The 22,169-nt window shown below is 71.3% G+C and carries 16 protein-coding genes; 13 read left to right on the forward strand and 3 right to left on the reverse strand.

The window, feature by feature from the left end; all coding sequences use genetic code 11:
* Positions 1-420 precede the first annotated feature (420 nt).
* The 3 genes from DSC45_RS19855 (at position 421) to DSC45_RS19865 (ending at position 6,470) form a co-directional block, all read left to right on the forward strand.
* Positions 421-684: a WhiB family transcriptional regulator gene (locus tag DSC45_RS19855; RefSeq protein WP_119292775.1), complete on the forward strand. Its 264-nt coding sequence runs from the start codon at positions 421-423 to the stop codon at positions 682-684.
* Between the two features lie 378 nt (positions 685-1,062).
* Positions 1,063-4,947, forward strand: a complete 3,885-nt coding sequence (locus DSC45_RS19860) for a glycosyltransferase (protein WP_119292777.1) — start codon at positions 1,063-1,065, stop codon at positions 4,945-4,947.
* Positions 4,944-6,470, forward strand: coding sequence for a DUF5719 family protein (locus tag DSC45_RS19865; protein WP_119292778.1), 1,527 nt, complete (start codon positions 4,944-4,946; stop codon positions 6,468-6,470). Before DSC45_RS19860 ends, DSC45_RS19865 begins: the two co-directional genes overlap by 4 nt.
* Before the next feature lie 53 nt (positions 6,471-6,523).
* Here the strand turns inward: DSC45_RS19865 and DSC45_RS19870 are convergent, their stop codons facing one another.
* Positions 6,524-6,982, reverse strand: coding sequence for a metallopeptidase family protein (locus DSC45_RS19870; protein WP_119292861.1), 459 nt, complete (start codon positions 6,980-6,982; stop codon positions 6,524-6,526).
* A gap of 369 nt (positions 6,983-7,351) precedes the next feature.
* Between DSC45_RS19870 and DSC45_RS19875 the strand changes: the two genes are divergently transcribed.
* The 7 genes from DSC45_RS19875 (at position 7,352) to DSC45_RS19905 (ending at position 14,935) form a co-directional block, all read left to right on the forward strand.
* A complete protein-coding gene (locus tag DSC45_RS19875) occupies positions 7,352-7,729 on the forward strand; it encodes a DUF3499 domain-containing protein (protein WP_240434737.1) in 378 nt (125 codons plus the stop codon).
* Positions 7,730-7,872: 143 nt separating this feature from the next.
* Positions 7,873-9,489 (forward strand): L-lactate permease, encoded by a 1,617-nt coding sequence (locus DSC45_RS19880; protein WP_119292865.1) that lies wholly within the window; start codon positions 7,873-7,875, stop codon positions 9,487-9,489.
* 94 nt (positions 9,490-9,583) lie between these two features.
* Positions 9,584-10,951, forward strand: coding sequence for a phosphomannomutase/phosphoglucomutase (locus DSC45_RS19885; RefSeq protein WP_119292867.1), 1,368 nt, complete (start codon positions 9,584-9,586; stop codon positions 10,949-10,951).
* Between the two features lie 223 nt (positions 10,952-11,174).
* The gene (locus DSC45_RS19890; protein ID WP_119292780.1) at positions 11,175-11,345 is read left to right on the forward strand and encodes a Trm112 family protein; all 171 of its coding nucleotides are present in this window, start codon (positions 11,175-11,177) and stop codon (positions 11,343-11,345) included.
* 141 nt (positions 11,346-11,486) lie between these two features.
* The gene (locus tag DSC45_RS19895; RefSeq protein WP_119292782.1) at positions 11,487-12,620 is read left to right on the forward strand and encodes an SIS domain-containing protein; all 1,134 of its coding nucleotides are present in this window, start codon (positions 11,487-11,489) and stop codon (positions 12,618-12,620) included.
* A 114-nt stretch (positions 12,621-12,734) separates the two neighbouring features.
* Positions 12,735-13,886: a mannose-6-phosphate isomerase, class I gene (manA, locus tag DSC45_RS19900; RefSeq protein WP_119292784.1), complete on the forward strand. Its 1,152-nt coding sequence runs from the start codon at positions 12,735-12,737 to the stop codon at positions 13,884-13,886.
* A gap of 89 nt (positions 13,887-13,975) precedes the next feature.
* The gene (locus tag DSC45_RS19905; protein ID WP_119292786.1) at positions 13,976-14,935 is read left to right on the forward strand and encodes a cation diffusion facilitator family transporter; all 960 of its coding nucleotides are present in this window, start codon (positions 13,976-13,978) and stop codon (positions 14,933-14,935) included.
* Between the two features lie 71 nt (positions 14,936-15,006).
* On the opposite strand, the gene DSC45_RS19910 is transcribed toward DSC45_RS19905, so the two are convergent.
* Entirely contained in the window at positions 15,007-17,145 is a 2,139-nt protein-coding gene (locus tag DSC45_RS19910) for a fructose-specific PTS transporter subunit EIIC (RefSeq protein WP_119292788.1), read from the reverse strand.
* Positions 17,146-17,521: 376 nt separating this feature from the next.
* On the opposite strand from DSC45_RS19910, the gene ahcY reads away from it, so the two are divergent.
* Both ahcY and DSC45_RS19920 read left to right on the forward strand, forming a co-directional pair.
* Positions 17,522-18,979, forward strand: a complete 1,458-nt coding sequence (ahcY, locus tag DSC45_RS19915; RefSeq protein ID WP_119292789.1) for an adenosylhomocysteinase — start codon at positions 17,522-17,524, stop codon at positions 18,977-18,979.
* 136 nt (positions 18,980-19,115) lie between these two features.
* Positions 19,116-19,730 (forward strand): hypothetical protein, encoded by a 615-nt coding sequence (locus tag DSC45_RS19920; RefSeq protein ID WP_119292791.1) that lies wholly within the window; start codon positions 19,116-19,118, stop codon positions 19,728-19,730.
* 32 nt (positions 19,731-19,762) lie between these two features.
* Here DSC45_RS19920 and DSC45_RS19925 read toward each other — a convergent pair whose 3' ends face one another.
* The gene (locus DSC45_RS19925) at positions 19,763-20,776 is read right to left on the reverse strand and encodes an RDD family protein (RefSeq protein ID WP_119292793.1); all 1,014 of its coding nucleotides are present in this window, start codon (positions 20,774-20,776) and stop codon (positions 19,763-19,765) included.
* An 87-nt stretch (positions 20,777-20,863) separates the two neighbouring features.
* Here DSC45_RS19925 and DSC45_RS19930 point away from each other — a divergent pair, with 87 nt between their 5' ends.
* A complete protein-coding gene (locus tag DSC45_RS19930) occupies positions 20,864-21,871 on the forward strand; it encodes a stage II sporulation protein M (protein ID WP_119292795.1) in 1,008 nt (335 codons plus the stop codon).
* The last annotated feature ends 298 nt before the right edge of the window (positions 21,872-22,169 follow it).

The following is a 22,169-nucleotide window of genomic DNA, read 5'->3' on the forward strand; positions in this document are numbered from 1 at the left end:
GGATGTCCGGAATGCGAGATTTGATTCACCGTATCCGGTTGTCCTGCGAGGCGAAAGGTTTGTGCAGGGCCTCGGCCGGACATGTGGCGCAGCAGTCGGGCAGGTAAACGCCGTTGCCGACCTGTGATCGCTCTGTGATCTTTTTCGCTTCGGCGTCCGACCCGGCAACGGGATCCGGGTGCCGTGCGTCCTTGTGTTCGACGGGTGTCGCACGGACGGGTCGAAGGACGGTGTCGGGGTTTACCCCGATTTGAACACTTTCTGGAAAGCCTTGGTTCCGCAGAGTGAATAAGGGGCCTAATAGCAGATCCTGGCTTGACTGGTCAGGATCCGCGCACTTGTAATTTCACTCGTGTCGTTCAGCCGAAATCGGTAACGGCAGCATCACGGGGACTGCACAGACGGACGAGGGGCGCGCACATGACCGAGGTGTTCCAGGAGCTGCTGGTCGAGGACGCGGAAGAAGAGCTCGGCTGGCAGGAGCGCGCACTGTGCGCCCAGACCGATCCCGAGTCGTTCTTCCCCGAGAAGGGCGGTTCCACGCGCGAGGCCAAGAAAGTCTGCCTCGCCTGTGAGGTCCGTTCGGAATGCCTCGAATACGCGCTCGCCAATGATGAGCGATTCGGAATCTGGGGCGGTCTTTCCGAGCGGGAGCGGCGTCGTCTGAAGAAGGCGGCGGTCTGACGGGCGGGAGCCGTCCGCCGGGCCGGAAACGGCACATATCGTCGGACGGAATCAGCGCACAACTCCATATATCGAGCCGTATCGACCGGTATTCAGTCGTAAGCAGCGGTCCGTGACAGGTGGCAGATCCACCGGTCGCGGGCCGTTTGTCGTGTGCCGGGTGGCGCTCCGGCCGGGTGCCCTTTCGGCTGCCGCCCCCGGCGCCGTGTGCAGCCGTTAGTGTGGGGCCCCGTCCGAGACGCCCCGGCGCCCCCACGGGGCCCAGGGACTGCCGACCGGATCGGGGCGGGGCCGGCTGAGGGCCGGATTTCCGCGCCGACCGGACGACATGCCTCCGGGGCGTCCACCGCAGTCCATCGAACCGGGGCCCGTACCTCGATGTCCGTGCACAGCCATCCGGCAGACCCGCAGGGCACTGCCGCTCCCGAGTTCCCCAGGCATGTCGTCACCGCCGTGCTCGTCGCCCACGACGGTGCCCGCTGGCTGCCCGACGCGCTCGCCGGCCTGCTCGGCCAGGGACGCCCCGTGCAGAACGTCGTCGCCGCCGACACCGGCAGCGCCGACGACTCCGCCCGCATCGTCACCGACGCGCTCGGCGCCGACCGGGTCGTGCACCTGGCCCGGCGTACCGGCTTCGGTGCCGCCGTCGGCGAGGCCGCCCGCACGGCCGGCGTCCTCACCCCGGAGGACCTCCCGTATCTCAAGCGGCCGAGCAGCTGGGACCCGGTCACCCGGACCTGGCGCGACGAGGCGTACGAGATGCCGGAGCTGCCGCACGGCGAGCCCGTGCAGTGGCTGTGGCTGCTGCACGACGACTGCGCTCCCGAGCCCGGCGCCCTCGCCGCCCTCCTTCAACTCGTGGAGAACGAGCGGGAGCTGAACCGCGACGTCGCCGTCGTCGGCCCCAAGCTGCGCGGCTGGTACGACCGCCGTCAGCTCCTCGAGGTCGGCGTCTCCATCGCGCACAGCGGACGCCGCTGGACGGGCATCGACCGCCGTGAGCAGGACCAGGGGCAGCACGACCAGACCCGGCCGGTGCTCTCGGTGTCCAGTGCGGGCATGCTGATCCGGCGCGATGTCTTCGAGCAGCTGGGCGGTTTCGACCGTCGACTCCCGCTGATGCGTGACGACGTCGACCTGTGCTGGCGCGCGCAGGCCGCCGGCCACCGCGTCATGATCGCGCCGGACGCGGTCGTACGCCATGCCGAGGCCGCTTCCCGCGAGCGCCGCACCGTCGACTGCGCGGGCCGTGGAGCCACCAGCCCGCACCGGGTCGACAAGGCCGGCGCCGTCTACACCCTGCTCACCAACTCACGGGCCGCCGTGCTGCCCTGGGTGCTGCTGCGCCTCGTCGTCGGCACCCTGCTGCGTACGCTCGCCTACCTGGTCGGCAAGACGCCGGGACAGGCGCTCGACGAAGTGGCCGGGCTGACCGGCACGTTGCTGCGGCCCGGACGCATCATCGGGGCCAGGCGCCGCCGGGGCAGACCGGCCACCGAAGCCGCCGAACTGCGGCCGCTGTTCCCGCCACCCGGTGCCACCGTCCGGGTCACCGTCGAGCAGGTCGCCTCCGGACTCGTCGGCCGCTCCGACCCGGACGCCTCATCCGGAGGCCGGCACGGGGCCGTGGAGAGCGGGCCCGGTGACGACGACGCGGACTTCCTGGAGATCGACCAGTTCGCCCGGGTGAAGCGGCTCGCGCGCAAGCCGGGGCCTGCGCTCTTCGCCGTTCTGCTGCTCGTCGCGTTGATCGCGAGCCGTTCGCTGCTCGGCGGCGGGGCACTCGCGGGCGGCGCCCTGCTGCCCGCACCCTCGGACGCCTCCGCGCTCTGGGACCGGTACCTGGACGCCTGGCACGCGGTCGGCACCGGCGGCACGCAGTCGGCGCCGCCCTACATCGCCCTGGTCGCCGGGCTCGCGACGCTGCTGTTCGGTTCGACGGGGCTCGCGGTCACGGTGCTCCTGATCGGTTCGGTGCCGCTGGCCGGCGTCTCCGCCTACTTCGCCTCCCGGCCGCTCGTCCAGTCCCGGCTGCTGCGGGCCTGGGCCGCCGTCGCGTACGCCTTCCTGCCCGCGGCCACCGGTGCTCTCGCGGGCGGCCGGATCGGTACCGCGGTCCTGGCCATGCTGCTGCCGCTGATCGCGCGTGCCGGTCTCGCCGCCAGCGGGCTGCTCGCGGCTTCGCCCGGGGCGCGCGGCAGTTGGCGCGCCACCTGGGCATACGCCCTGCTGCTCACGGTCACCACCGCATTCACGCCGATCGTGTGGCCCATCGCGTTCGTGCTCGGCATCGGCCTGCTCGTGCTGCGCCGCGACGACCTCGTCGCGCAGGGCCTCCGGTTCCTCGCGGCGCTCGGTGTGCCGCTGCTCGTACTCGCCCCCTGGTCGCTCACGCTGCTGCCGTTCGACTTCTTCGGCGAGGCCGGACTCTCGTACGGGACCGGGGCGGCGAGCGCGATCGACCTGCTCGGTCTGAGCCCCGGGGGGCCGGCCGCCGTCGGCGGACTGCTCCTGGCCGGCGTCGTGGCGGCCGCACTCGCCGCGCTGCTGCGTGGCGAACGGCGCCAGGCCGTCCTCACAGCCTGGGCCGTCGCCCTGACCGGTCTGGTCTTCGCCGCCCTCTCGAACATCTCGGCCTGGGCCGGTCCGGCCACCCTGGTCTACGGCATCGCGCTGATCGCAGCCGCGGTCCTCGGCGCCGACGGGGCGCGCTCCCGGGTCGCCGAGGAGAGCTTCGGCTGGCGGCAGCCGGTGGCCGCGCTGATCGCGGTGCTCGCCGCCGCGGGTCCGCTGCTCGTCGCGGCGGGCTGGATGATCCGCGGCGCGGACGGGCCGCTGGAGCGGCGCACGCCCGCGCAGGTGCCGGCCTTCGTCGCCGAGGAAGCGAGCACCCGCGACCAGGCACGCACGCTGGTACTCGACAGCTCCTCGGACGCCCGGGTCTCGTACTCGCTGGTCCGAGGCGCCGGCGCCCGGCTCGGCGACGGCGAACTGACCCAGGCGGGCGGGGGCAACGACCGGCTCGACCGGACCGTCTCCCACCTCGTCGCGGGCTCCGGCGCCGACCAGGCGGACGAACTCGGCCTCTACGCCGTCCGGTACGTCCTGGTGCACGACGGGGCGCCGCGTCGGATGAGTCGTGTCCTGGACGCGACTCCGGGGCTCACCCGGCTCAGTCAGCAGGACGGCAGCGCGCTCTGGCGGGTCGACCGGCAGGTCGCGCGCGCCGCGATCGTGCCGCCCGGCGACGCTGCGGGCGAGCCGCAACCGGTGGCCGCCGGGCCCGTGGAGGTCCACACCCGGATCCCGAACGGCGCCGAGGGGCGCGTGCTGCGCCTCGCGGACGCCGCCGACGACGGCTGGACGGCGACGCTCGACGGCAAGCCGCTGACCCGTACGACCGTGGCCGGCTGGGCCCAGGGCTTCGAACTGCCCGCAGGCGGCGGCCGGTTGGACGTCACCTTCGAGGAGCCGGGAGCCCACACCGGCTGGCTCTTCGCGCAGGGCGCGATGGCCCTCGTCCTCGTGGTGCTCGCCCTGCCGGGGCGCCGCCGGACCGTCGACGACGACCTTCCGGACGAGGTGCCGGTGGTGCCCGCGCAGCCTGTCGAGGGCGAGGGGCGCAGGGCACGCAGGCTCCGGGCGCAAGCTGCGGAGGCCACGGAGGCCACGGAGGCCACGGAGGCCACGGAGGCCACGGAGGCCCCGGGAGGCTCGTCGGCGGACGGCACTGCCGTCGATCCGCAGGCAGGACCTCCCGCCGGCCCCCCGCCGGTCCCCGACGGCCCGCCTGCCGTGCCCCAGCAGCATGCGTACGGCGAGTGGGACGCGCCCAGCCATGCGGGCGCCGACCCGGCCGTGCACGGCATGGACGCGCATGCCGACGCCGCTCAGCAGGGCGCCCCGTACGCCGCCGACCCCTACGGGCAGTACGCGGTCGACCCGTACCAACAGGATGCGTATCAGCAGGCCCCGTACGAGCCGGATCCCTACGCGGCCGCTCCCTACGGCACCGGCACGTACCCGTCCGCGCCGCCTCAGCAGCCCCCCGCGCCCCAGCAGGACGCGGGCTACGCCCCGTACGGCTACCAGGGGGGCTACGGACAGCCGCCCGCCTACGACCCGGCGGCGTACGACCCACAGGGCCGCGGGCCGGACGAGCCGCCGTACGACCCGTCCCAGGACCCGTCGTACCCCTCGTACGACCCCAGCACCTCCGGCAGCCGAAACGACAGCGAGCGCCCCGACGGGAGCCAGCAGTGAACCGCACGACCCTCTCCCTGATCGCGGCGGGCACGGGCCTCGTCGCCGTGACCGGCTTCGCCTCTCTCACGACCCCGGACTCGGGGGACGCGGACGCGTCGTCGGCGGCCGCGCGCAAGCCCGTCGAGCGGTCCAGCGTGCTGTGCCCGGCGCCGAGCACCTCGGACCTGGCGGAGACGGCGTACACCTCCTTCACGCCCAAGTCCGCCGCAGGCTCGGACTCCGCGGCCAAGGGGTCCGCCGAGCTCGCCGAGGCCCAGCGCAAACTCAAGGACGAGACCGACGACGACAAGGGCAAGGGCAAGGGCGACAAGAAGGGCAAGGGGGACAAGGGCAAGCCCTTCCTCACGCCCAAGGACCCGGGCAAGGCGGTCACCGGCGATGCCTCCGGAGCCGACGCCCCCGCGCTCGTCGGCTCCGCCGCCGGCTCGCTGGCGCCCGGCTGGACCGTGCAGCAGACCACGAAGGTCGCGGCCGGCAACGGGCGCGGACTGCTCGGGCTGGCCTGCTCGACACCCGACACCGACTTCTGGTTCCCGGGCGCCAGCACGGCGAAGGAGCGGGGCGACTACGTCCACGTCACCAACCCGGACACCACGGCAGCCGTGGTCGACATCGAGCTGCACGGGCGCGACGGCGCCATCAAGTCCGAGCTGGGGGAGGGCATCCAGGTACCGCCCAAGTCCAGCGTCCCCGTCCTGCTCTCCACTCTCACCGACGAACCGCAGACCAACCTGACCGCCCACGTCACCGCCCGTACCGGCCGGGTGGGCGCCGCCGTGCAGGCCCGCGACGACAAACTGGGCGCCGACTGGCTGCCGCCGTCCGCCGACCCGAGCGGCAGCGTGGTCCTGCCGGGCATACCGAAGGACGCCACCTCGGTCCGCCTGCTCGCCTACGCCCCGGGTGAGGACGACGCCGACCTCAAGGTGTCGCTGGTCGGCCGCACCGGCTCGATCACCCCCGCGGGCAACGAGACTCTGCACGTCAAGAGCGGCATGACCGCCGCCGTCGACCTCGGGGACGTCACCAAGGGGGAGGCCGGTTCGCTGGTGCTCACCCCGACCGAGGACGCGACCCCCGTGGTGGCCGCCCTGCGGGTCACCCGCGGCAAGGGCGCCGACCAGGAGATGGCCTTCATCCCGGCGGCCGCGCCGGTGGGTGAGCGGGCGACCGCCGCCGACAACCGGGCCAAGGGCTCCACGCTCGCTCTGACTGCCCCGCGCGGCACGGCGAAGGTCAAGGTCACCGCGTCCGCGGGCAGCGAGAGCGGACGCCCGGTCTCGAAGACGTACACCGTCAAGAAGGGCACCACACAGGCGGTCGAGGCGCCGGTGCCGAGCGGCTTGAAGGGGACGTACGCCCTCACCGTCGAGCAGGTCTCGGGCACGGTCCACGCGGCGCGGATGCTCGCGGAGACCGAGGACGGAGTGCCCATGTTCACCGTCCAGACCCTGCCGGACGACCGGGGCATGGTCGCGGTGCCCGAGGCCGAGCAGGATCTCGCGGTACTGCAGGACTGAGCGGCGCGTCGCCACTGCTGCGGCGTACGACGGTCCTGCGGGTCAGGAGCGTGTCACTCCTCGCCGTAGCGCGGGTCCACGGACTCGGGGGAGAGGCCGAGCAGCTCGGCGACCTGCTCGACCACGACCTCGTGGACCAGGGCCGCGCGCTCGTCGCGGCTCTTGGTCCTGATCTCGACCGGGCGCCGGTAGACGATGATCCGGGCTCGGCGGTCGCCCTGCGCCTCCGCCGTGCCACCGAGCGGGACGGTCTCCTCGTGCAGCGCGTCCGACGGGGTGGAGGCGTCCTCCAGGCGGGGCACGTCGAGGACCAGGAAGTCGATGTCCGCGAGCTGCGGCCAGCGTCGCTCGAGCCGCTCCACGGAGTCCTGCACGAGGTCCGTGAAGCCCTCGGCCCTGCTGGCCGACAGGGGCACCTGGGGCGGCGCCACCGGTCCACGCATCCCGCGGCCGTGGCGGTCGCGGCGGCGGGGTCCGGGCTCTGCGGTGCGGGGCGGTTCGTGCTTGTCCATCACCGACGCAGCGTAGTCCTCCCCGGTGACAACGGGCTCGCGGCCCACGTCGGCGCTGACCCGTGCGAGGGGCTCCGGCCGGGTGCGCGAGGACCGTACGGCACATCCGCTGTCGCTTCCTGACCGATCCGGCCACTCTTGGGCTCGATTCCGGATAGCTCTCGGACCGTCGCCCCCATGGCAAATGACGGCATTTCCACCAACTGGTGACCGGATCCAACACCCGTGGCCCGAGTGGCTCTTGGGGTACGCGCAGGTCAGCACGGGCGCTCCGGCGAGCACCGCAGGATCGTTTTCCCGGCGACACGGTGGGGTGACCTCGCGGAGAGTCGTCGCGGCCCGCTCAAGAGTGCGGTACCGTCCAACGTCGTGAGCCCTGTACGTCGCTGTTCGCGCACCGCCTGCGGCCGTCCCGCCGTCGCGACGCTGACGTACGTCTACGCCGACTCGACGGCGGTTCTCGGGCCCCTCGCGACGTACGCCGAACCCCACTGCTACGACCTGTGCGCCGAGCACTCCGAGCGCCTCACCGCGCCGCGCGGCTGGGAAGTGGTCCGACTCGCCGACGCCGGTGGACCGTCCCGCCCGAGCGGCGACGATCTGGAGGCCCTCGCCAACGCCGTACGCGAGGCGGCCCGCCCGCAGGAGCGCGCCGCAGAGGCCGGTGGCAGCGGCCCCCGGGCGGCTGACCCGATGGAGGTCGCGCGCCGCGGCCACCTGCGGGTGCTCCGGTCGCCCGACTCCTGAGCGGCGACCGAGTCCCGTTCCCGCCGGCCGGTCCTCGCGGCCGATGTTTTCCCTTCAACCACCGTTACTGTACGAGCCATTGACTTCCGCTTGTCGCGGACACGACCATTCGGCGACCCGTGAACGATCACCGGGAGGCCCATGTGTTCGTGCAGGAACTGGAACCGGTAGCCGACTCACTCACCCTGTCCGCCCTGGTCGCGGCCCTGCCCCTGGTCACCGTCCTGGTGCTGCTGGGCGTCGTACGGATGAAGGCCCACCTCGCGGGTCTCATCGGCCTCGCCGTCGCCGTGCTCGTCGCCTCGATCGCGTTCGGCATGCCCTTCGGGCAGACGCTGTCCAGCGGGGCGCAAGGCGTTCTGTTCGGCCTCTTCCCGATCATGTGGATCGTCGTCAACGCCCTGTGGGTGTACCGGATGACGGTCCGTACCCAGCACTTCGACATCCTGCGCCGGTCCTTCGGGCGCCTGTCCGACGACCCGCGCGTGCAGGCGCTGGTCGTCGCCTTCTGTTTCGGGGCGCTGCTCGAGGCGCTGGCCGGCTTCGGCGCGCCCGTGGCGATCAGTGCGGTGATGCTGGTCGCGCTCGGCTTCGACCCGGTGCGCGCGGCCGTCGTCGCCCTCGTCGCCAACACCGCTCCGGTCGCGTTCGGCGCGATGGGAACCCCGGTCGTGACGCTGGCCCAGGTCACCGGGCTTCCGCTGGACTCGGTGGCCTCGGTGGTCGGGCGCCAGACGCCGCTGCTCGCCCTTGTCGTCCCGCTGATCCTGGTCTTCCTGGTCGACGGCAGGCGCGGGCTGCGCGAGACCTGGCTGCCCGCCGTGGTCTGCGGCGTGGCCTTCGCCGCGGCGCAGTTCGCGGCGTCCAACTACGTGTCCGCCCAGCTCGCCGACATCGGTGCCGCCCTGGCCGGTGCCGCGGCCCTGGTCGCCGTTCCCAGCGCCCGTCGGCCGGCCGACGAACAAGTCCGCGCCGACGTCCTCACCGGGACGCGCAGCGAGGACCTGGACGTCGTGGACCCGCGCCCCGAGGTGGTGCGCGCCTACGCCCCGTACGCACTGATCGTCGCCGTCTTCTCGATAGCCCAGATCCCCGCCGTGAAGGACGTCTTCGACCGGGCGACCCGCAGCTTCGACTGGCCTCTTCTGTACGTCGCCAACCCCGACGGCGATCCTGTCAGCGGCAATGTGTTCTCGCTGCCGCTGGTCTCGACGGGCGGGACCCTGGTCCTGGTGGCGGGCCTTTTCACGGCACTGGTACTCGGGGTCCACGCGCGCGTGGCGCTGCGTGAGTGGGCCGCCACCGTGCACGAGTTGCGCTTCGCCATCCTGACGGTCGTCTCGGTGCTGGCCCTCGCCTATGTGATGAATCTGTCCGGACAGGCCGCCGTCATCGGGCACTTCGTGGCCGCCGCCGGTGCGGGACTGGCCTTCCTGTCGCCGGTGCTCGGCTGGTTCGGAGTCGCCGTGTCCGGATCCGACACCTCGGCCAACGCACTCTTCGGCGCCCTGCAGGTGACCGCGGCGCGGCAGTCCGGTCTGTCGCCCGATCTGCTTGCCGCCGCGAACAGTTCGGGCGGTGTGCTGGGCAAGATGATCTCGCCGCAGAACCTCACCATCGCCTGTGCGGCCGTCGGCCTCGCGGGCAAGGAGGGCGATCTGCTGCGCAAGGTCCTGCCCTGGAGCCTCGGACTGCTCCTGGTGATGTGCCTGATCGTCGTGGCCCAGAGCACCGTGGTCCTGGGCTGGATGCTGCCCTGAGGACACTGCCGGCACCGGCAGCCCCGACCGTCTGGTCCTGGTTGCCGGTGCGCCCGGGTAGTTTTGGGTGACCGCAGTGGATTTCAGGAGAGGGCTGGCCGTGGCTGATCTTTCGCAGATCGTGAAGGCGTACGACGTGCGAGGAGTGGTCCCCGATCAGTGGGACGAGTCCCTCGCGAAGCTGTTCGGCGCGGCCTTCGCGCAGGTGACGGGCGCCGACGCGATCGTCGTCGGGCACGACATGCGCCCCTCGTCGCCGGGCCTGACACGCGCCTTCGCGCGCGGGGCCGCCGACTCCGGGGCGTCGGTCACGGAGATCGGCCTGTGCTCGACGGACCAGCTGTATTACGCGTCGGGGGCGCTCGGCCTGCCGGGCGCGATGTTCACGGCCTCGCACAACCCGGCCCAGTACAACGGCATCAAGATGTGCCGGGCGGGCGCGGCCCCCGTCGGCCAGGACACCGGCCTCGCCCAGATCCGCGCCTTGGTCGAGGAGTGGTCCGAGACCGGCGCACCCGTGGCTGTCGCGACGCCCGGCGAGATCACCGCACGCGACACCCTCGCGGACTACGCGGCCCATCTGCGCGGCCTCGTCGACCTCACCGGGATCCGCCCGCTGAAGGTCGTCGTCGACGCGGGCAACGGCATGGGTGGGCACACCGTGCCCACCGTCTTCGAGGGGCTGCCGCTCGACCTGGTCCCGATGTACTTCGAACTGGACGGCACGTTCCCCAACCACGAGGCGAACCCGCTCGACCCGGCGAACATCGTGGACCTGCAGAAGCGCGTCCGCGACGAGGGCGCCGACCTCGGCATCGCCTTCGACGGCGACGCCGACCGCTGCTTCGTGGTCGACGAGCGCGGCGAGGGCGTCTCCCCGTCCGCCGTCACCGCCCTGGTCGCAGGCCGTGAACTGGCCAGGAACGGCGGCTCGGGCACCGTCATCCACAACCTGATCACCTCCTGGTCGGTCCCCGAGGTCGTCCGGGAGAACGGCGGCACGCCGGTCCGCACGCGCGTGGGGCACTCGTTCATCAAGCAGGAGATGGCCGACACCGGCGCGATCTTCGGCGGCGAGCACTCCGCGCACTACTACTTCAAGGACTTCTGGAACGCGGACACGGGCATGCTGGCCGCGCTGCACGTCCTGGCCGCGCTGGGCGGCCAGCAGGGCCCGCTGTCCGAACTGGTCGCGCAGTACGACCGGTACGCCGGCTCCGGCGAGATCAACTCCACCGTCGCCGACCAGGCGGGCCGCGCCGCCGCCGTCCGGGAGGCGTACGAGGGCCGGGACGGTCTGACCCTCGACGAGCTCGACGGCCTCACCGTCACGGCCGGTGACTGGTGGTTCAACCTCCGTGCGTCCAACACCGAGCCCCTGCTGCGGCTCAACGTCGAGGCCAGGGACGCCGCCACGATGGCCCGCGTCCGCGACGAGGTACTGGCCGTCGTACGCGCCTGACCGCACGTCCGGTGACCGGGGTGCACGCGCGCGTGGACCCCGGTTTTCGCTCGAAGGCGGCCGTCCGTCGCGTACGCCACCGGGGAGTGCTCTCCGCACGCCCCCGGGACACGGCACCGCGCTCTGCGCGGCGGTAGGCTGACCAGGCTCCATTCCGTCGGGTCACGGCCCTCGCCGAGCCCGACCCAACCGTCCTGAACCGCTGTCCGAAGGGACCCACCCCATGCCGCTCGAAGCCGGCCTCCTGGAGATCCTCGCCTGCCCGGCCTGTCACGCGCCTCTCGAGGAGTCGGACACCGAGCTGCTCTGCACCGGCAAGGAATGCGGTCTGGCCTACCCGGTGCGTGACGGCATCCCGGTGCTCCTGGTCGACGAGGCCCGGCGCCCCGGCTGAAACCCGTACGGTGGCCGGACGGCCGCCCGGCCGTGACCCGGCTGAGGGCCGCTCCGCCGCCACCGCCCGTCGCACCTCGGCGCGGCGGCCGACGCCATCAGCGAAGCCACTCCAGGCACCGGCGCATCGGAGGCTGATCCCGTGCTCGACGAATCGCTGCTCGACGACCCGGAAGCGCTGGCCCTGGCCGACCGACGGAGCCTGCTGCGCGGCGCCGCCGAGGCCGGCGCCAGAGTGCGTACCGGACTACGGCACTCCGCCGATGCCGGCCTCACCGAACTCGAGCCCGACGGCCGCCCGCGCGGCGTGCTGATCGCGGGCCCCGGCACCGCCGCGACCTGTGTCGCCGATCTGCTCGGGGCACTGGCCGGTGCCGGCTGCCCGGTGACCCGGCTGCACCCCACCGGCGTCGCGGCCGCGGCAGGCGCTCTGCGCTGGTCGCTGCCCGGCTGGGCGGGCTCGGTCGACCTGCTCCTCATCGCCACTCCCGACGGATTCGAGCCCGGCCTCGGCGTTCTCGCCGACCAGGCCTACCGGCGCGGCTGCACCGTGGTCGCCGTAGCGCCTCCGCGCTCCCCGCTCGTCGAGTCCGTCGAGGGCGCGCACGGTCTCACCGTCCCGATGGCGTCTCCGCCCCACGACGAGTACGACGAGGGCGCGACCGCGGGTCTCGACGCCCTGTGGGCGCTGCTCACCCCGCTGCTGGTACTGCTCGACCGGACCGGTCTGGTCACCGCACCGACCGACACCCTCCAGAAGGTGGCGGACCGCCTCGACAGCACGGCGGAGCGTTGCGGACCGGCCATCGCCACGTACAGCAATCCGGCCAAGACGCTCGCCGCCGAACTCGACGAGTCGCTGCCGCTGATCTGGACCGAAGGCCCGGCCGCAGGGCCGCCCGGACGCCGATTCGCCGCCCTGCTGGCCGAGTTGGCGGGGCGCGCCGCGCTTGCCGCCGAACTGCCCGAGGCGCTGCCCGCGCACGGCACGCTGCTCGCCGGGAACCTCGCGGCGGGCGCCGACCCCGACGACTTCTTCCGCGATCGGGTCGAGGAGGAACAAGTACTACGCGCGCGTGCCGTACTCCTTCGGGACCGGCCCACCGGCGGCCTCAGCGCCGCACCGGCCGCACGGGAACTCGCCCTCGGCCACGGCACCGCCATCAGCGAACTCGAACCCGAGGAGGGCAGCGAACTCGAGTCGATCGCCGAGCTGATCGCCGTCACCGATTTCGCCGCCGTCTACCTGGCGCTCGCCTCCAGCAGCCGATCATGACGTTCCGCCCGGTCATGACGTTCCGCCCATGACCACGTCCCGCAGATCATGACGTCCCGCAGATCATGACGTTCAGTCGAACGTGACCTTCCGTACGAGAGAGCAACTGCACCCATGGACCGCCTCACCAACACCGTCCGCCCCTACGCCTGGGGTTCCACCACCGCCATCCCGGAGCTCATCGGCGAGCAGCCGACGGGCGAGCCGCAGGCGGAGATGTGGATGGGCGCCCACCCCGGCGCGCCCTCGCGTCTCGCCCGGGGCACGCTCGACGCGGTCGTCGCCGCCGACCCCGAGGGCGAACTCGGCGCCGCCACGGTCACCAAGTTCGGCCCCAGGCTGCCCTTCCTGCTCAAGCTCCTCGCCGCCGGCGCCCCGCTGTCCCTCCAGGTGCACCCGAATCTCGACCAGGCCCGCGAGGGCTTCGCCGACGAGACGGAGCGGGGCGTCCCCATCGACGCCCCGAACCGCAACTACAAGGACGCCAACCACAAGCCCGAACTCATCTGCGCCCTCACGCCGTTCGACGGCCTCTGCGGCTTCCGCGCCCCTGCCGACGCGGCCCGGCTGCTCGACGGCCTCGGCGTCGGCTCCCTCAAGCCGTACGTCGACCTGCTGAGCGCCCACCCCGAAGAGGCCGCCCTGCGCGAGGTCCTCACCGCCGTACTGACCGCCGACACCGCCGAGATGGCCGCGACGGTCACCGAGGCGGCGGCCGCGGCGGAGCGCCTCGGCGGCGAGTACGCTCCGTACGCCGCGATCGCCCGGCAGTACCCCGGCGACTCCGGCGTCATCGCCGCCATGCTGCTCAACTTCGTCCAACTCGCCCCGGGCGAAGCGATGTTCCTCGGCGCCGGCGTACCGCACGCGTACCTCGACGGCCTCGGCGTCGAGATCATGGCCAACTCCGACAACGTGCTGCGCTGCGGACTCACCCCCAAGCACATCGACGTACCCGAACTCCTGCGCATCGTCCGCTTCGAGGCCACCGAGCCCGGCGTGCTCCGCCCGGAGGCGGATGAGTCGGGCGAGGAGGTCTACGAGACCCCGACCGACGAATTCCGCCTCTCCCGTTTCGTCCTGGCCGAGGGCTCGCAGCCGCGGGTCCTGACCGCGCCCACCCCGCAGATTCTGCTCTGCACGGCGGGTTCGGTGCGCGCGGGCGACGAACTCCTCACCGCCGGCGGCTCGGTGTTCGTCCCAGCGGGCGACGAAGCGTTCGTCTCAGGCAACGGAACTCTCTTCCGCGCCACCGTGGCGGTCTGACGTCATCGGCCCATGCCGTGCTGCGACAATGACCCACCGCACGGCATGGGCACGACGACAGTCGACGTACGAGAGGACACCGGGCACACATGAGCGCGTCAGGCGGGACCAAGGCGATCGTGGCGGCACTCGCCGCCAACCTCGCCATTGCGGTAGCGAAGTTCGTCGCCTTCCTCTTCAGCGGCTCGTCCTCGATGCTCGCCGAGAGCGTCCACTCGCTCGCCGACTCGGGCAACCAGGGCCTGCTCCTCCTCGGAGGGAAGAAGGCCCAGCGCGCCGCGACCCCACAACACCCCTTCGGGTACGGGCGCGAGCGCTACATCTACGCCTTCCTCGTCTCGATCGTGCTCTTCTCGGTCGGTGGCATGTTCGCCATCTACGAGGGCTACGAGAAGATCAAGCACCCGCACGAGCTCGAGCACTGGTACTGGCCGGTCGGCGTCCTGGTGTTCGCGATCATCGCCGAGTCGTTCTCGTTCCGTACGGCGATCAAGGAGTCCAACTCGGTCCGCGGCAAGCAGTCGTGGAGCGACTTCATCCGCCGCGCGAAGGCTCCCGAACTCCCGGTCGTCCTCCTCGAGGACCTCGGCGCCCTGATCGGCCTGGTCCTCGCGCTCGGCGGCGTCGGCATCGCGCTCGCCACCGGCAACGGCGTCTGGGACGGCATCGGCACCCTCTGCATCGGCATCCTGCTGATCCTGATCGCGATCGTGCTCGCGGTGGAGACCAAGTCTCTGCTGCTCGGCGAGTCCGCGGGCATCGAGGAGGTCAAGAAGATCGAGGGCGCCATCGTCGACGGCGAAACCGTGACCCGCATCATCCACATGCGTACGCTCCACCTCGGCCCCGAGGAGCTGCTCGTCGCGGCCAAGGTCGCGGTCCAGCACGACGACACGGCCACCGAGGTCGCCTCCGCGATCAACGCCGCCGAGGCCCGTATCCGGAACGCCGTCCCGATCGCCCGGGTGATCTACCTGGAGCCGGACATCTACAGCGAGACGGCCGCCGAGGCCGGCGAGAACCCCGGCAGGAGTCCCGGCGGTCACTGAACTCCCGCACACAGCCGTACGAAGGGCCCACGACCGGAGAGGTCGTGGGCCCTTCGGCGGTCGTACGGGGGTCAGCGCACCTCGCGCAGTACCTCGAGGACGGCCGCCCGGTCCGGAGCCGACTCGAGGCGCTCGCGGAAGCCGGTGTCCATCAGCTTGCGCGAGAGCATCGCCAGAATCCGCAGATGCTCGTCCCCGGCGGCGGCCTCGGGTACGGCGATCATGAAGATCAGCTTGGCCTGCGTACCGTCGAGGGCGCCCCATTCGACGCCCTCGGGGGAGCGGGCGAAGCCGACGATCGGCGCGCTCACCGCGTCCGTCTTCGCGTGCGGGATGGCGATCTCCTCGCCGAGCCCGGTGGTGCCCTGCTCCTCGCGGCGCAGCGCGGTCGCGACCAGCTCCTCCTCGTCCGTCACGTGGCCGGACGCGGTCAGCAGGGCGGCCATCTCGCGGATCGCCGCCTCCTTGTCCTGAGCGTCGAGGCTGAGCTTGACGGTCTGCTCGGTGAGGTAGCCGGAGAGCACCTCGTCGGAGCCCTCCGCGGAACCCGCGTCGGCGACGGCGTCCGACTCGGCCACCGGGGCGCTCGCCGCCCCGGAGTCGCCCGGGGCGGACGTACCCGTGCCAGTACCCGAGGCCGTAGCGCCCGAGGCACCGGCAGCCGCCGCGCCCGAACCCGCCGCGACGCCCGCCAGCGCGGGCTCGCCCGCAAGCGCCCCGCCGCCCTTGGTCTCGCCGCGCCGCTTGCGCTCACTGAAGTCGACCAGCGTCACCGTGGTGAGCCCTGTGACGATCGCACCGACGATCACGGCCACGAAGAACATCGGCACCCCGCCGATGGCACCGAGCACCGCGACGATCGGTCCGCCGTGCGGAACCGAGTCCTCCACGCCGGCCACACCCGCGATGGCACCAGCCACGGCACCACCGAGCATGTTCGCCGGGATGACCTGGGCCGGCCGTGCGGCAGCGAACGGAATGGCACCTTCGGAGATTCCGAAGAAGCCCATGAACAACGAGGCCAGACCGGTCTCCCGCTCCTGATCCGTGTAGTGCCGCTTGCGCAGCACCGTCGCGAGTCCCTGCCCGAGCGGCATGACCGGGATCGCGGCGGCGCACATACCCATGACGGACAGGTTGCCGGTGGCGATGAGGCCCGTACCGAACAGGAACGCCGTCTTGTTGACCGGACCGCCCATGTCGAACGCGATCATGAGGCCGAGGATCGCGCCGAGCGCGATGGCGCTGGTGCCGGTCATCCCGCCGAGCCAGCTGGTCAGATTCTCGAAGATCCAGGAGATCGGCTTGCCGATGACGTAGATGAAGAACAGCCCGAGCGCCGTCGTCGAGACGATCGGGATCACGATGATCGGCATCACGGGCTGAGCGAACTTGGGGACCTTGACCTTCTTGATCCACAGCACCAGGTAGCCGGCCAGGAAGCCGGTCACGATCGCCCCGATGAAGCCGGCGCCCGCCTCGGAGTCGTACAGCTCACCGGTATTGGCGATCCAGCCGCCGATCATGCCTGGCACCAGCGCCGGTCGGTCGCCGATCGCGTAGGCGATATAGCCGGAGAGGATCGGCACCATCAGCGTGAAGCCGATCGTGCCGATCTCGTTGACATGCATCCAGAACGAGCCGTCGGGGATGACGAGCCCGCCCTTGGGGTCGGTGTGCCCGCCGAGCGACAGCGAGATGGCGATCAGCAGACCGCCGACGACCACGAACGGGATCATGTACGAGACGCCGTTCATCAGCGCCTTGTAGGCGAGGCTGCGCTCCTTGCCGCCGCCCGCGCCGCCGCCTCCGCCCGCGGGACCGGCCGGGCCGCTGCCGCTGCCGCCGCCGTGCACCGGGGCGCTCTGTACCTGCTCGATCAGGCGCTCGGGATGGCTGATCCCCTCCGAGACGCCGACCGTCAGGACGCGCTTGCCGGCGAACCTGTCGAGATCCACGTCCTTGTCGGCGGCGATGATGATGCCGTCCGCACCTCTGACATCGTTGTCAGTAAGGACGTTCTCAGAGCCGATCGAGCCCTGCGTCTCCACCTTCATCTCGATGCCGACGCCTTCGGCCGCCTGGCTGAGCTTCTCGGCCGCCATGTACGTGTGGGCGATACCGGTCGGGCAAGCGGTGACTGCCAGGAGCCTCACCTTCTTCTGCCCGCTGCTTGCCGCCCCCGGGGGAGGCTCGGCCGCACTGGTCACGTGAATCTCCTATCGCCTGCTTCGAACAGTCCCGGAACATCCGCCGCTGCCTCGCGCACGTGTTCCCGGGCTTCCGGCATCCTGCAACACATCCGCGTGACATCAAAGGCGGGGGAATCCTCCGCAGCCGGCCCGCGGGCCCGAACGCCCAGTGCTGGCAACGCCGAAGGCGGGCTGGGGCGGGCTGGGCCAATCGGTGTAGCTTTGTGGGTGAGCCAGACGTCGCTGCTGATGGCGGTCGGGCGGTGCCTTCGTGGGTACCGGCCGAGGGAGAGAGGGCCTCCGACGGACTGGACCGCGCGTCGTCGGGCATCCGTATGCTCGCTGTCGCGGTCAGCCATGCCCCACCTCGACCCATCACGAGGAGCAGCCAGTAATGACGACTGTCGCCAATGGACAGGACTTCAAGGTCGCCGATCTCTCCCTCGCGGAGTTCGGCCGCAAGGAGATCACCCTCGCCGAGCACGAGATGCCCGGCCTGATGGCGATCCGCAAGGAGTACGCCGCCACGCAGCCGCTGGCCGGCGCCCGGGTCACCGGTTCGCTGCATATGACCGTGCAGACGGCCGTACTGATCGAGACGCTCGTCGCGCTCGGCGCCGACGTCCGCTGGGCCTCCTGCAACATCTTCTCCACCCAGGACCACGCGGCCGCCGCGATCGCCGTCGGCCCGAACGGCACCCCGGACGCCCCCGCCGGCATCCCGGTCTTCGCCTGGAAGGGCGAGACGCTGGAGGAGTACTGGTGGTGCACGGAGCAGGCGCTGAACTGGCCCAACTCCCCGACCGGCGGCCCGAACATGATCCTGGACGACGGTGGCGACGCCACCCTCCTCGTCCACAAGGGCGTCGAGTACGAGAAGGACGGCAAGGTCCCCTCCGTCGACACCGCGGAGAGCGACGAGCACCGCGTCATCCTGCAGGTCCTCAACCGCACCATCAGCGAGGGCTCGCAGAAGTGGACCCGTCTCGCCTCGGAGATCCGCGGCGTCACCGAGGAGACCACCACCGGCGTGCACCGTCTCTACGAGATGCACCGTGACGGCACCCTGCTCTTCCCCGCGATCAACGTGAACGACGCCGTCACCAAGTCGAAGTTCGACAACAAGTACGGCTGCCGGCACTCGCTCGTCGACGGCATCAACCGCGCCACGGACGTCCTCATCGGCGGCAAGACCGCCGTCATCTGCGGCTACGGCGACGTCGGCAAGGGCTGCGCGGAGTCCCTGCGCGGCCAGGGCGCCCGCGTCATCATCACGGAGATCGACCCGATCTGCGCGCTCCAGGCGGCCATGGACGGCTACCAGGTCGCCACCCTCGACGACGTCGTCGGCCAGGCCGACATCTTCGTCACCACGACGGGCAACAAGGACATCATCATGGCCTCGGACATGGCCAAGATGAAGCACCAGGCGATCGTCGGGAACATCGGCCACTTCGACAACGAGATCGACATGGCCGGCCTGGCGGCGATCCCGGGCATCGTCAAGGACGAGGTCAAGCCCCAGGTGCACACCTGGACCTTCCCCGACGGCAAGGTGCTCATCGTCCTGTCCGAGGGCCGCCTGCTGAACCTGGGCAACGCGACCGGCCACCCGTCGTTCGTCATGTCCAACTCGTTCGCGGACCAGACCCTGGCCCAGATCGAGCTGTTCACCAAGCCCGAGGAGTACCCGACCGACGTCTACGTGCTGCCCAAGCACCTCGACGAGAAGGTCGCCCGCCTGCACCTCGCCGCGCTCGGCGTGCGGCTCACCGAGCTCCGCCCCGACCAGGCCGACTACATCGGCGTCAAGGTCGAGGGCCCGTACAAGCCGGACCACTACCGCTACTGAGCACGCTCGGAACCCTGGACCCGTCCGGAGTTCCCGGCACCGCTCGAAGCCGGACCACAGCAGGCCCCCGTCGTCCCACGGCGGGGGCCTGCCCCCGGTACGGGCGCTCAAGGCCACCACCAAGGACCCGATCCTCATGCCCCGCGGCCGCTATTCGCTCCACGACCCGCACGACCACACCCCCCTCGGTGAAGAACACTTCCACTGCGCCCCCGGCCCCTCCGGCTGGCGCTACGTCTCCCAACTCACCGCCCCCACCGGCGATCACGCCGGCTCCGTCGATCTCACCATCGACGACCTCGGCCGCCCCATCCGCCTCGAACTGCATGCCGCGAGCTGGCAGGTGCGCGGCGCCGCCCTCGAGGGGGTCACCTGGGTACGCACCGACCCCACCGGCACCGAGGCCACCGAGGGCAACGTCCCCGCTCACGCGTTCACCGGCACAACCCCCGCTTTCCTCGTCGCCACCGCCCGACTGCTCCGCCTCGAACCGGGCTCCGCACCCACCCGGGTACGCCTCGTCCGCTTCACCGATCCCGTACTCGCCCCGCGTACCGTCGACGAGTCCTGGGCCCTGCTGAAGAGCGAAGCACACGCCACTGACAACGGGCCGCTCGTTGTGGACGAATACCAGGTCACAGCCCTCGACACCGGCGATCAGTCCCTCGTGTACATCGCCGGGGACGTCGTCCTGGCGGCACCGGGCATCGAACTCGAACACCTCGAAACTCCGCCGTCCCCGCTCGGCTGACTCGCCCGCTCACAACCGCAGTCCGCCAACGCTCAGGCCGGCGGCGCAAACCCGCTCCTGCCGGTCCCGCCGCCCGCCCCGGCATCCGGCCGCTGCTCCTGCGCCGGTCGATACGAAGGCCGAACGGGCTCACCGACCGCCGGAGCCGCCGCCCCCGCCGCGGGCCCGGACCATCCCGCCGACTCCGCACCGCCACTCCCCGCAGGCTCGGGCACCGCGAAACCCTGGACCCCGGATTCCTGGACCCCGGATCCCTGGACCCCGAACCCCGCCACCGGGTACGTACCGCCGGACTCGGAACCTCCGAACGCCCGACGCGCGTCCCGCGCCTGCCGTTCATTCACCACCGCGGCCAGATACGCCGCCGGCGGCACGTCCGAAGGCACGGCCACCCCGGTGCACTCCGCGAGATCCCCGGCGAGCCGTTCGGCCAGCGACCACCCCACCTGCGGATCCAACTGCGTCATCCGCGTCAGGTACTGGCGTACCGCCAGCCACAACGAATCCGGCACACCGGAGAGGTCGAGCCCCGAAAAGCGCCCCACCAGCCAGGGCGGAGGCGGAGGGATGAACGGCAGATGCGCTACCGGCACCCGCTCCCGCACGACCAGCGTGCCCGCGAAGACATCCCCGATCCGCCTCCCGCGCGCGGACACCAGCGAGGCGATACAGGCGACCACCCCGAAGGACGCCAGAATCTCGACGACCCCCATCGCCCCCCGCACCAGCGCATGCCGGAACCGGATCGGCCCCCCGTCGTCGCGCACCACCCGGAGCCCACACGCCAGCTTCCCCAACGACCGCCCGTGGCTGAGCGTCTCCACCGCGATCGGCACCCCCACGAGCACGAACAGGAACAACGCCACCGCGACCGCGGCCTGGGCCGCGTCGTCCAGCGAACCGGTCGCGCTCAGCAGACCTATGGATATGGCCAGGTACACCACCCAGGCCACCACCAGATCGATCAGGATGGCGAGCGCCCGGCTGGGAAGCTTCGCGGCACGCAACTCGAGCGCCACCGCCTCGCCCGTCACAAGATCACTCACGCTGCCATCCCTTCCGCCCTGCCCCTGGAACCGCCAGTCTGCCAAGCTATGGGCGCATCGCGCCGCAGTACGAGGAGCAGCCGCCTGATGGACCTGGACGTTTTCGTCTCCGCCCACCGAGCCGAGTGGGATCGCCTGGACCATCTGCTACGCCGCAGGCGCCGCCTCACGGGTGCCGAATGCGACGAGCTCGTGGCCCTCTACCAGCGCACCGCCACCCATCTCTCCCTGATCCAGTCCAGCGCCCCGGACCCACAACTCATCGGACGCCTCACTCAACTCGTGGCACGCGCGCGTAGTGCCGTGACCGGCACCCGCACCGCTTCCTGGCGCGACGCCACGACCTTCCTGACCTCAGGGTTCCCAGCCGCGATGTACCGCGCCCGCCACTGGTGGGTGCCCACCGCACTGCTCTCCACCCTTGTCGCCGTTCTGATGGCCTGGTGGATCGCCACCCACCCGGAGGTCCAGTCATCGATCGCGGCTCCCGACGAGCTCCGCGAGCTCACCCGCCCCGGTGGTGAATACGAGTCCTACTACTCGAGCCACCCCGCAGCCTCCTTCGCCGCTCAGGTGTGGACGAACAACGCTCAGGCCGCGGCCATGTGCCTGGTCCTCGGCGCCTTCCTGTGTCTGCCGGTCGTCTGGATCCTCTTCCAGAACATGCTCAACCTCGCGGTCGGCTTCGGACTCATGTCGTCCGCAGGCCGACTCGACACCTTCCTCGGCCTGATCCTCCCGCACGGCCTCCTCGAACTGACCGCCGTCTTCGTAGCGGCGGGAACCGGCCTACGCCTCGGCTGGACCCTCATCGCCCCCGGCCCCCGACCACGCCGCACCGCCTTGGCCGAAGAGGGCCGCGCGGCCCTGGGCATGGCCATCGGCCTGGCCCTCGTCCTCTTCGTCTCCGGAGCGATCGAGGGCTTCGTGACCCCCTCGGGCCTGCCCACCTGGGCCCGGATCTCCATCGGTGTCGCAGCCGAACTGGCCTTCCTGGCATACGTCTACGTGCTCGGCGGCCGAGCGGTGCGGGCCGGCGAGACAGGTGACCTCAGCACGGCCGAACGCAGTGCATCGGTCCCCACCGCAGCCTGATGTGCGTGGGGCGTCCGGGAGCTGGTACTGTCCTCTGCATCCCGCAAAGGCCGTTGACACGGTCTGCGCCGGGAGGTAGATTCGAACAGTTGCCTAGAGTTCGACAGAACCACTCGCAACGGTTAACATCTACTTCGCTTCCGAGAAATTCAATTCCTCGAGAAGCTTCCCGATTCATCAGAATCCTTCAGCTGGTCAAGGCCCGCGAATTTCTCTGATAAAGTCGGGTCTCGCCGAAAGGCAAATGGCTCTCCAACGGCCACGGATTCGAATTCCGACCGGAAACGGGACGGGGAAA

The sequence above is a fragment of the Streptomyces sp. YIM 130001 genome (assembly GCF_003574445.1).
In the GTDB taxonomy this organism is placed as follows: Bacteria; Actinomycetota; Actinomycetes; order Streptomycetales; family Streptomycetaceae; genus Streptomyces.